This window comes from Streptomyces sp. NPDC002054, from assembly GCF_040296685.1.
Lineage (GTDB): Bacteria > Actinomycetota > Actinomycetes > Streptomycetales > Streptomycetaceae > Streptomyces.
Map to the genome: position 1 here is coordinate 86600 of NZ_JBEOXT010000025.1, position 11387 is coordinate 97986.

Consider the following 11387-nt stretch of genomic DNA (forward strand, 5'->3'; position numbering starts at 1 on the left):
TGTGGTCAGAGTGTCTTGATGGCCGGGTCCGAGGTGCTCGGGGCGCCTGTTTCCACTCGGCCTGCGAAGCGGCGGAGGAAGGTGGTGTCGAGGTCGGAGATCACTGTGACGTCGTACCAGCGGGCGGTGGTGCGGAGGTCGACCGGGTGGGTGGTGGTCGAGCCGGCGGCTACGCGGAGGGTCTGGGGGGTGCCGCCGTAGGCGTTGGTGATGGTGAGGTTGACGGCGGTGGTGCCGGTGTTCTTCAGGGTGAGGAGGAGGTTGCCGGTGGTGGCGTCGTGGCGGGCTGTGATCTCCGGGCCGGCCTTCTTCGTGGGGCCCTTGAAGGTGCGGAGGAAGCCGTTCGGGCCCCAGACCGTGAGGTTGATCTGGTTGCCGGTGGAGCTGCTGGTGCTCCAGGTGTCGGACAGGGTCTTGCCGGCCTCGACCGTGTAGGGCCAGGGGCCGTCCGTGCGGTTGCCCGAGCGGATGTGGAAGTGGGCGCCGAGGGCGGGCCCGGAGGAGAAGGTGAGGGTGAACTTGCCGGTGGAGGTGGTGCGGGCGCCGTCCACGTACGGGGCGTAGCCCAGGGCCCGGGAGGGCTTGGAGCCGGCCTCCTGGCGCGGGAGGGTGCCGGTGGCCGGCGGGGTGGGGACGTAGTCCGGGTGGCGGTTGTGGTCCGGCGGGAGGTAGCCGGAGGTGGAGGGGAGGGGGGCGGGGGTGGCGTCGGCCGTGCTGAAGTCGAAGGCCGAGGTCAGGTCGCCGCAGACGGCCCGGCGCCACGGCGAGATGTGGGGCTCGCTGACGCCGAAGCGCTTCTCCATGAAGCGGATGATCGAGGTGTGGTCGAAGGTTTCGGAGCAGACGAAACCTCCCTTGCTCCACGGGGAGACGACGATCATCGGGACGCGGGGGCCGAGGCCGTACGGGCCGGCCGCGTAGCCGGACACATTGCCCTTGTACAGGTCGCCGGTGACGTCGGCCGTCGAGAGGCCCCAGGACGCCGAGGCCGGCGGGTACGGGGGCACGACGTGGTCGAAGAAGCCGTCGTTCTCGTCGTAGGTGATGAAGAAGGCCGTCTTCGCCCAGACGTCGGGGTTGGCGGTGAGCGCGTCGAGGACCTGGGAGATGTACCAGGCGCCGAAGTTCACCGGCCAGTTGGAGTGCTCGCTGAACGCCTCGGGTGCGGTGATCCACGAGATCTGCGGGAGGGTACCGGCCGTGACGTCCGCGCGGAGGCGGTCGAAGAGGCCCTCGCCCGCCTTGGCGTTGGTGCCGGTGCGGGCCTTCTCGTGGAGCGGGCTGCCGGGCTGGGCGTTGCGGAAGGAGTTGAAGTACAGGAGGGAGTTGTCGCCGTAGTTACCGCGGAAGGCGTCGTTGATCCAGCCCCAGTGGCCGGCCGCGTTCAGTCCGTCGCCGATGTCCTGGTAGATCTTCCAGGAGACCCCGGCCGCCTCCAGGCGCTCGGGGTACGTGGTCCAGCCGTAGCCGAGTTCCTGGTTGCCCATGACCGGGCCGCCGCCGGTGCCGTCGTTGCCCGTGTAGCCCGTCCACATGTAGTAGCGGTTGGGGTCGGTGGCGCCGATGAAGCTGCAGTGGTAGGCGTCGCACACGGTGAAGGCGTCGGCGAGGGCGAAGTGGAAGGGCATGTCCCCGCGGGTCATGTACGCCATGGTGTTGGCGGTCTTCGCGGGCACCCACTTGTCGTACTTGCCGTTGTTGTAGGCCTTCTGGCCGCCGGCCCAGTCGTGGTTGAGGCCCTCCAGGAACTGCATGCCGAGGTCCTCCGCGTCCGGGTGGAACGGGAGGACGTCCTTGGTGCCGTTCGACTGGTGGAAGACGGACTTGCCGTTGTCGAGGAGGACCGGGCGCGGGTCGCCGAAGCCGCGTACGCCCTTCATGGTGCCGAAGTAATGGTCGAAGGAACGGTTCTCCTGCATCAGGACGACGATGTGCTCCACGTCCTGGATGGTGCCGGTGCTGCCCTGGGCCGGGATGGCGGCAGCGCGGGCGATGCTCTGGGAGAGCGCGGCGAAGGCGGCGGTGCCGCCTGCCATTTGCAGGAACCGGCGGCGATTGACTTCTGCCATGGTGACGACCTCTGGGGGTTGAGCGGGCGGGCGGGCGGCGAGGGGCGCCCCAAGGAGAGCGCGGCCGGTGTACGGGCTGTTGGCCGCTCTGTGACGGGGGGTCGTACACCAAGCCAACGCCATGCCCTGGCCGGGCGGGGGAACCGGGGCGCCGCGCCTGCCGCGCCTGCCGCGCCTGCCGGCCCGGGGCCATGCCCTGCCGGGCGGCGGAGCGGGGGCCTGCTGCTTCCCTGCCGGCCCGGGCGGAGCCTTGGCTGGGCAGGCTGGGTGCCGGGCCCTGCCAGCCCAAGGCGAAGCCCTGTTTGGGCAGGTGGCGGAGCCGGGGCCCTGCCAGCCCAGGGTGGAGCCCTGCTTGGGCAGGCGGCGAAGCCGGGGTCTTGCCAGCCCAAGGCGGAGCCCTGCTTAGGCAGAAGACGGACCGGGGCCCTGCCAGCCCAGGGCGGAGCCCTGCTTAGGCAGGGGGCGGAGCCGGGGCCCTGCCAGCCCAAGGCGAAGCCCTGCTTGGGCAGGCGACGGAGCCGGAGCCCTGCCGGCCCGGGGCGAAGCCTTGGCTGGGCAGGTGGCGGAGCCGGGCGCCTGCCGGCCCGGGGCGGAGCCTTGGCTGGGCAGGCGGCGGAGCCGGGGTCTTGCCAGCCCAGGGCGGAGCCCCGCTTAGGCAGGTGGCGGAGCCGGGGCCCTGCCAGCCCCGGGCAGAGCCCTGCTTGGGCAGGCAGCGGAACCGGGGCCCTGCCAGGCCCGGGCAGAGCCCTGCTTGGGCAGGTGGCGGAGCCGGGGCCCTGCCGGTGCAGGGCGGAGGCCGACCCGGGCGGGCGGGGCCGGGGGGCCCGGTGTGCCCACCCTCCCCCAAGCTCTCGGCTTCGCTCGAGCAGGTGCTGCCCCCATCGCCCTGCGGAACGTCTGCCCACGCCGGGGCGGCCAAGGCGCGGCGGAGCCGGACCCGGGTTCGGGTCCGGCTCTTCCGTCCGGTCGTCTGCCCGGTCTCGGTCAGACGCTTGCGCCTGCCATGCGTTGGCGCAGGCTGCGCGGGCGCATGTCCGTCCATACCTGGGCGATGTGGTCCAGGCATTCCTGCCGGGTTCCCTCGGTGCCCTCGGCATGCCATCCGGCCGGCAGCTCCCGGTCCGTCCGCCAGATCGAGAACTGCTCTTCGTCGTTGTGGACTACCCGGTAGCCGGGCTCGCTGTTCGTGTCCTGTGTGCTCATTGTTTGGTCCTCCCGCACTTGCTCGCTCGGTCGACGGGGCCAGCGTGCCCCCGTCGGCCGGGTCGGCCATAGGGACAAACGCGCAGCAGGACCGGCGGAAGACGCTGCCGCTCCTTCCCTGTCCGCCCGGCACCGCCCACCGGCAGTGTTCGGGGCAGCCAGCCCGGAAGGAGTTCGTCATGACGGAGATACCGCAGATGCCGGATGCGCCGCACGGCCCGATCGGCCCGCAGAACGTGCAGCTGTCCAGCGGGGGGTGGCGCCTGTGGGAGCACTTCGCCCTGCGCGGACCCGGCTTCCCGGCCGAGGGGGTGCTGCGCATGGCCCCGCCGGGGCTGGCGCCCGCCGCCGACAAGTTCGGTCCGGCCGACCCGCTCGCCGGGCCCGAGTGGGAGGCCTTCCTCGAGACCTTCGACGCAGGTGCCGTACGCACCGCCGGCCTGCTCCAGGAGATCGCCGCCTCGCCGCGCTTCCGCGCCGCCGTGGCCTGGCAGAACCCGGCCGTGCTGCGCACCGGCATCGCGCCCTTCCTCAACTGGACGCCGACCGCTGCGAGCCGCACCAGCATGCCCCGCCAGCGCGAGGAGCTCGTCGCCCACTACTGGCAGCGGTTCTGCGTCAAGAACGACACCATCGGATTCTTCGGCCCCGTCGGCTGGGGCCGCTGGGACCTCGGCACCCGCGGAATCGCCGTGGATCCCGGCAGCCCCGGCACCGGGTTCCTCGCCGACTCCCGGGTGTACTTCGCCTCCTGGGCCATCGATGCCCTCGCCAAATCGCTGGGCGCCGACCCGGCCCTGCTCGCCTGGATCCCGCCGCGCCGGGTCTCCTTCGTACGGGTCGCCGAGGGCACGGTCCGGATGCCGGGCCGGCCGCCGCAGGAGATCGGTACGACCGCCCGGACCGTACTGGAACTCTGCGACGGGACCCGGCCGGTGGCGGCGATCGCCGACGCGGCCGGGCTGACCGTGGCCGAGACCGCCGAGACGGTGACGGCCCTGGTCGCCAAGCGGTGGGCGCATTGGCGGCTGGACGTGCCCTCCGCCACCCACCCCGAGCGGGAGCTGCGGGCCATCCTCGACCGGATCGGCGACCCGGCCGTCCGCGAACCCGCGCTGGAGAAGCTGGCCGTGCTGGAGCGGGGGCGCGACGCGGTCCAGGCGGCCGGCCTGGACGCCGACGCGCTGACCTCGGCGATCGGCGCGCTGGAGGCCGACTTCGCCGCGCTGACCGCCACCGACGCCCAGCGCTCCAAGGGGGCCAGGACCGCGCCCTGCCGCGGCCTGGTGTACTCCGACGCCCGGCGCGCCGCGACGGCCACCCTCGGCACCGCGCTCCTCGACGAGCTGACCCCGCTCGACCTGTGTCTGACCGCGGCCCGCTGGATGACCAACCGGGTGGCCGAGCGGATCGGCGCGGGGATCCGGGAGGCGTACGAGCGGCTCGCCGCGAACGGTGACGGTGGGCCGGTGGACCTGGGGTCGATGTGGATGGCGACCCTGCCCTCCCCGCACCCGCAGGCCGGCCCGATCATCGACGCTGTTCAGGACGAACTGCGCGCCAAGTGGGCGGAGATCCTGGCGGTCCCGGAGGGCGCGCGCAGCGTCCGCCGGAGCTCGGACGACATCGCCGAGAAGGTCCGGGAGGCCTTCGAGGAGCCCGGCGCGGGCTGGTCGCTGGCCCGGTACTTCAGCCCGGACGTGCTGGTCGTGGCTGAGGACCGGGAGGCGGTGGCCCGCGGCGAGTTCGAGCTGGTGCTGGGTGAGATGCACTCCGCGCTGAACACGATGGGCGCCTCCCTGTTCGTGCACCAGCACCCCGACCGGAACGAGCTGATCGCCGAGGTCGATCGCGACTTCCCCGGTCCCCGGCTGCTCCCGCAGCTCCCCAAGGAGCTCCCGCTCAAGTGGTCGGCGCGCAGCCGTCCTTCGCTGGACCGGCCCGAGGACTACTACGTCGCGGTGATCGACGACACCGGCGACCCGTACCGGCCGCGCACCCTGCCCGGTGCGGACGTGGTGGTGGAGGACCGGGACGGGGCGCTGGTGGCGGTGCTGCCGGACGGCGCCGCGTTCGACCTGCTCGACGTCTACGCCAACACGCTCACCCAGCGGGTCATGGACCGGTTCACGCTCCGCCCGGAGGGCGAGCACACCCCGCGGATCACCATCGACAAGATGGTGGTGGCCCGCGAGACCTGGTCGGTGCCGGTGGCCGAACTCGGCTTCGCGGAGGAGAAGTCGGAGGCGAAGCGGTACGTCCGGGCCCGGCACTGGCAGGCCGAACGCGAGCTGCCCCGCTATGTCTTCGTGGTGTCCCCGACCGAACCGCGGCCGTTCTACGTGGACTTCGACAGCCCGGTGTACCTGACGATCCTCGCCAAGGCGGCGCGCCGGCTGGCCCGCAAGGACCCGGAGGCCCGGCTGAAGATCAGCGAGATGCTGCCCACGCCGGAGCAGGCCTGGCTGACCGACGACGAGGGGAACACGTTCACTTCTGAACTGCGCTTCGTCGCCGTCGATCAGACCGCCGTCGGCAACGGATCCCGGGAGGCGTGATGCGCACCTTCGTTGACGAAATCGCGGCGCATGCCGCGCTCGCCCCCGACCGGGTGGCCCTGACCACCCCGGACGGCGAGCTGACCTACGAAGAACTGGCCGCCCGCATCGAGGCGCTGGCCGGCATGCTGCGAGCCCGGGGCGCCCGGCCGGAGACCGTGTGCGCGGTGGCCGTGGGGCGCGGCGCGGACGCCGTGGTGGCGACGGCCGCGGTGGTGCGGTCCGGGGCGGCCTTCCTGGTCCTGGACGTGGAGCAGCCGCCGGCCCGGCTGGCCGCGCTGGTCCGCAGCGGCGGGGCGGACCTGTTGCTGACCACCTCGGCGCTGGCCGGGCCACTGGAGGAGCTGCCCGTGCCCGGGCGGCCGGTGCTGCTGGACCGGCCCGCGCCGGTGGCCCCCGGCGCCGTGGAGCCGCCGGACGGGCGGAGCCTCGCCTACGTCAGCCACACCTCCGGCAGCACCGGGGAGCCCAGCGCGGTCCTGGTCGAGCACCGCGGAGTGGACAACTACCTGCGGTGCGTGGCCCGCGACTACGGTCTGGGGCCGGACACGGTGGCCCTGCAGATCGCCCCGCCCGGCTACGACGCCTCCGTACGGGACACCTTCGCCCCGCTGCTGGCGGGCGGCCGGCTGGTCCTCGTACCGCGGTCGGCGCTGCTGCGGCCGGCGGAGTTCGGGGCCGCGGTGCGCGACCACGGGGTGAACACGCTGCTGAGCGTGACCCCGTCCTACCTGTCCTTCCTGGCCGGGCAGCCGGACGCGGCCGGGCTGCTGTCCGGGCTGCGGCTGGTGGTGTCCAGCGGGGAGTCCCTGCGGCCGTTCCTGGCCGCCGGCGGGCGGGCCCTGCTGAGCGGTGCCGCGCTGGTCAACCAGTACGGCCCGACCGAGTGCACCATGACCTCGACCCGGTACGCCGTCCCGGCCGACCCGGACACCACCGCCGACCTGGTCGGCACCCCGATCGACGGGGTGGTCGTACGACTCCTCGACGCGGCCCTCGCACCGGTGCCGCACGGGGAGACCGGGGAGGTCTACCTGGGCGGGGCCGGGGTGGCCCGCGGCTACCGCGGGCTGGCGGCCCGGACCGCCGAGCGGTTCGTGCCCGACCCGCTCGGGCCGCCGGGCGCCCGGCTGTACCGGACCGGGGACCTGGCCCGGACCGGGCCGGGCGGGCTGGAGTACCTGGGCCGCGGCGACCGGCAGGTGAAGATCCGCGGCTACCGGGTGGACCCGGCCGAGGTGGAGGGCGCCCTGCTGGCCCACCCCGGGGTCACCGGGGCGGTGGTCACCGCCGACACCGACGACCAGGGCCGGGTGTTCCTGCTGGCCCATGTCACCGGCGACCTGGCGGACACCCCCGATCCCGCGCTCCGCGCCCACCTGGCCACCACCCTGCCCCCGCACCTGATGCCGCGCCGGTTCCTCCGGCTGGACCGGCTGCCCACCACCCGCAGCGGGAAAGCGGACCGGCGGGCCCTGGCCGAGACGGGAGGACGGTCATGACCGCCGCCCTCGCCACCCTGGGCCCGGCCGATGTGGACGCCGCGGCCGAACGCATCACCGGTCAGGTCCGGCACACCCCCCTGCTGCCGGGGCTGCCCGCGCCCGGCCGGCGGCGCAACGGCTGGGGGCTGCTGCTCAAGGCCGAACACCTCCAGCACAGCGGCTCGTTCAAGATGCGCGGGGCCGCCAATGCGGTCCTGGCGCTGGGCGCCCGCGAGATCGTCACCGGCTCCTCCGGCAACCACGGGATCGCGCTGGCCCGGCTGGCCGCCCCGCTGGGCATCCGGGTGACCGTGGTCCTCGCGGGCGGGGCGAGCCCCGCCAAGACCGCCCTGATCCGGGCGCTCGGCGGGCACACCGTGAGCGTGCCGGGCGGGGCCGCCGACCGGGACTGCCGGGCCCGGGAGCTGGCGCAGGAGACCGGCGCGGTGCTGGTGCCCTCCTCTGACCACGAGCTCGTGGTCGCCGGCCAGGGCACGGTGGGCCGGGAGATCCTGGCCGAGGCGCCCGACACCGAGACCGTGTACGTGCCGGCCGGCGGCGGCGGTCTGCTGGCCGGGGTCTGCCTGGCCGCCGACGGCCATCCGGTCCGGGTGGTGGGCGTCGAGCCCGTCGGCACCGACCGCTACGCCCGGTCCCTGGCCGCGGGCCGGCCCGTACGGGTGCCGCCCGGGGACACCGTTGCCGACGGGCTGCGCGGCCAGCAGCCCGGGGCCGTGCCGTATCCGATCATCCGCGACCGGGTCGACGGCCTGATCACGGTGTCCGACTCCGAGATCCTCGCCGCGGTGGCGCTGCTGCGCCGCCGCGGGGTCGAGGCCGAGCCCAGCGGAGCCGTCGCGCTGGCCGGCGCGCTGCGGGCGGGCCGTGACGGCGGCCGTGCCGTCGCCATCGTCTCGGGCGGCAACACCACCGCGGCACTGGAGGCCGCCCTCACCGCCTGCCGGCGCTCTGTGGGCCCCGGCGCGTCCTGACCACGACCGCATACCTCACCTGCCCCGCACCACCACTCACGCACCACCACTCATCCGCACACCGTGCGACCTCAACCGGAGGAACCTGTCATGACCAGCACCGCGCAGCTCACCGGACCCGCCCTCACCGACCTGGTGGTGACCGTCTACCGGGAGACCCTCGGGGTGGCGGAACTCGACGAGAACAGCGACTTCTACGAGTGGGGCGGCGACTCGCTGTCCGCCTTCCGGATCACCGCACGGCTGGAGGAGACCCTCGGCGTGGAGGTACCGGTCGCACTGGTCTTCGCCTACCCCTCGCCCGCGGACCTCTCCTCCGTCGTCGAGTCCGACCTCGTCCAGGTGTGAGGGCGACTCGCCATGACCGAGACTGATACTGACGACGACGTACGGCTGCCGGGCGGACGCTGGCGGCTCTGGGAGCAGTTCGCGCTGCGCGGGGCCGGCTTCCCGGCCCCGGGGGTGCTGCGGCTGGCCCCCGACGGGCTGGCCTCGGCCGCCGACAAGTTCGCGCCGGACGAGCAGCTCGACGGGGACAGCTGGCGGGACTTCACCGGCCTGTTCGCGGAGGCCGCCGTGGAGACCGCGCACACCCTTCAGGACATTGCCCGGATGCCGGCCTTCCGGGAGGCGGTGGCCTGGCAGAACCGCCCGGTCCTCGGGTCCGGGATCACCCCGTTCCTCAACTGGACCCCGACCGCCGCCGGCCGCACCAGCATGCCCCGCCAGCGCGAGGAGCTCGTCGCCCACTACTGGCAGCGGTTCTGCGTCAAGAACGACACCATCGGATTCTTCGGCCCCGTCGGCTGGGGCCGCTGGGACCTGAGTGCGGAAGGGGTGACGGTCGACCCCGGCCAGGGCCTGATCGCCGGCTCGGAGGTGTACTTCGCCTCCTGGGCGATCGACGCCCTCGCCGCGAGCATCGGCTCCGATCCGGCGCTGCGGGACTGGGTGGCGCCGCGCCGGGTGCCGTTCGTACGCCTTTCCGGCACGGAGGTGACGGTGCCGGGCCGGCCGGCCGCGGGGGTCGCCCCCGAGGCCGCCGCCGTCCTCGGGCTGTGCGACGGGGTCCGGACCGCGCGGGAGATCCGCACCGCGCTGCCCGCCGTCGACGTGCCGGCCGTACTGGAGGACCTGGTGGCCCGCCGCTGGGTGGTGTGGCGGCTGGAGATACCCGCCGACGCCCGCCCCGAGCGCCACCTGCGGGCCTGGCTCGACCGGATCGGCGACCCGGAGCTGCGGCGGCCCGGCCTGACGGCGCTGGACGCGCTGGAACGCGGCCGGGAGCGGGTGGCCGCCGCCGAGGGGGCCGAGGAGCTGGTCGCCGCCCTCACCGCCCTGGAGGGGGAGTTCACCGCCCTCACCGAGACCGCGGCCGTACGGGAAAAGTCGGCCGGCACGGCACCGTGCCGGGCCCTGGTGTACTCCGACTGCCGGCGGGCGGCGACGGCCACCGTGGGCGCGGCCGTGCACGAGGCGCTGGCCCCGCTGGAGCCGCTGCTCACCAGCGCCGGCTGGCTCACGGCCAGGCTGGCCGAGCGGGTGATGGCCCGCGCGAAGGAGGTGTACGCCCGGCTGGCCGCGCAGGGGTCGGTCGATCTGGCCGCGTTCTGGTTCGCCTGTATGCCGATCCTGCACGGGGCGGCGCGGGAGGACGCCGCCGCGCTCCAGCGGGAGTTCCGGCGGCGCTGGGAGTCCATCCTGGCGGCACCGCCGGACGCCCGGCGGGTCCGGCTGTCGCCGGACGAGATCGCCGGGCCGGTCGCCGAACAGTTCGGCGAGCAGTTCGGCGAGCGGGCGGGCGGTGCCGGGCGGGCGGCGGGCTGGACGGCCGCGCGGTACCTCAGCCCCGACATCATGATCGCCGCGACCGGGGCGGAGGCCGTGGCCCGCGGGGACTTCGAACTGGTCCTCGGCGAACTGCACATGGCCGCCAACACCCTGGGCGCCTCCCTGTTCGTCAACCAGCACCCCGACCCCGGGGAACTGCTCGAACTCACCGGCCGCGACCATCCCGGCCCGCGGCTGATGCCGCTGCTGCCCAAGGAACACCGGTCCCGGCTCTCGGCCCGGATCCGGCACACCCTGGTCCGCGACGAGGACTACTACGTGGCCCTGGTCGACTTCACCGCCGATCCCGGGCGGCCTCGTACCGTGCTCAGCGCGGACGTGGCGGTCACCGAACGGGACGGGGAGCTGGTGGTGGTGCTGCCCGACGGGGCCGAGTTCGCGGCGGTGGACGTGTTCTCGCATGTGCTGACCACACTGGCGATGGACCTGTTCCAGATCCTGCCCGAGGAGGCGGAGCACGCGCCGCGGGTGACTGTGGGCCGGCTCGTGGTGGCGCGTGAGACCTGGCGGCTGCCCGCCGCGGAGATCTCCTTCGCCGAGGAGAAGGACGAGGCCCGCCGGTTCGTCCGGGCCCGGCAGTGGCGAGAGCAACACCGGCTGCCGCGCTTTGTGTTCGTGGTCCTGCCGACCGAAACCCGGCCGTTCTACGTGGACTTCGACAGCCCGGTGTACGTCAACATCCTCGCCAAGGCGCTGCGCAGGCTGGCCCGCAAGGACCCGGCCGGGCGGGCCGTGATCACCGAGATGCTGCCGAGCCCGGAGCAATCGTGGCTGACCGACGAGGAAGGGAACACCTTCACCTCGGAGCTGCGGTTCGTGGCGGTGGACGAGGGGTAGCGCCATGCCGGCGCGGCGGCGTCGCGGAGCGGCGATGTCGCGGCGCGACGGGCGCGACGGGCGCGGCGGGCGCGGCGCGGCAGCGCGGCAGCGCGGCAGGCCCGGCAGCGCGGCAGGCCCGGCCATGTGCCGACGCAGCAGGCGCAGCAGGCGCGGCAGCGCGACAGGCCCGGCCATGTGCCGACGCAGCAGGCGCAGCAGGCGCGGCAGCGCGACAGGCCCGGCCATGTGCCGACGCAGCAGGCGCGACAGGCCCGGCGGTGGCGGCGGGCGCGGTGGCGCGACAGGCGCAGCGGGCGTGGTGGGGGGCGTGGGCGGTGGCCCGGCCGGCGGGCGGTTCCGCCGGGCCGGGTGGCCGTCGGGCGCCCGCCGCCACGCCCGTTGCGCGTTCTT

General features: G+C 74.3%; 7 protein-coding genes. 5 read left to right on the forward strand and 2 right to left on the reverse strand.

The genetic code is table 11. The features are described from left to right. Nucleotides 1-5: 5 nt before the first annotated feature. Together ABT123_RS22945 and ABT123_RS22950 are read right to left on the reverse strand one after the other, a co-directional pair. Nucleotides 6-2069: a phosphocholine-specific phospholipase C gene (locus ABT123_RS22945; protein ID WP_351317703.1), complete on the reverse strand. Its 2064-nt coding sequence runs from the start codon at nucleotides 2067-2069 to the stop codon at nucleotides 6-8. Nucleotides 2070-3053: 984 nt separating this feature from the next. Further along, nucleotides 3054-3272, reverse strand: coding sequence for an MbtH family protein (locus ABT123_RS22950; protein ID WP_351317705.1), 219 nt, complete (start codon nucleotides 3270-3272; stop codon nucleotides 3054-3056). A 179-nt stretch (nucleotides 3273-3451) separates the two neighbouring features. Here ABT123_RS22950 and ABT123_RS22955 point away from each other — a divergent pair, with 179 nt between their 5' ends. The 5 genes from ABT123_RS22955 to ABT123_RS22975 all read left to right on the forward strand — a co-directional run bounded on the left by ABT123_RS22955 (nucleotide 3452) and on the right by ABT123_RS22975 (nucleotide 10994). After that, nucleotides 3452-5830, forward strand: a complete 2379-nt coding sequence (locus ABT123_RS22955; protein ID WP_351317707.1) for a lantibiotic dehydratase — start codon at nucleotides 3452-3454, stop codon at nucleotides 5828-5830. Beyond that, nucleotides 5830-7332: an amino acid adenylation domain-containing protein gene (locus ABT123_RS22960; RefSeq protein WP_351317709.1), complete on the forward strand. Its 1503-nt coding sequence runs from the start codon at nucleotides 5830-5832 to the stop codon at nucleotides 7330-7332. The genes ABT123_RS22955 and ABT123_RS22960 overlap by 1 nt, the downstream gene beginning before the upstream one ends. After that, entirely contained in the window at nucleotides 7329-8306 is a 978-nt protein-coding gene (locus ABT123_RS22965) for a threonine ammonia-lyase (RefSeq protein ID WP_351317711.1), read from the forward strand. The genes ABT123_RS22960 and ABT123_RS22965 overlap by 4 nt, the downstream gene beginning before the upstream one ends. Nucleotides 8307-8396: 90 nt before the next feature. Beyond that, nucleotides 8397-8654 carry an acyl carrier protein gene (locus tag ABT123_RS22970; protein ID WP_351317713.1) on the forward strand — a complete coding sequence of 86 codons (258 nt, stop codon included), beginning with the start codon at nucleotides 8397-8399 and terminating at the stop codon, nucleotides 8652-8654. Between the two features lie 12 nt (nucleotides 8655-8666). Beyond that, nucleotides 8667-10994: a lantibiotic dehydratase gene (locus tag ABT123_RS22975; RefSeq protein WP_351317715.1), complete on the forward strand. Its 2328-nt coding sequence runs from the start codon at nucleotides 8667-8669 to the stop codon at nucleotides 10992-10994. Nucleotides 10995-11387: the final 393 nt, after the last annotated feature.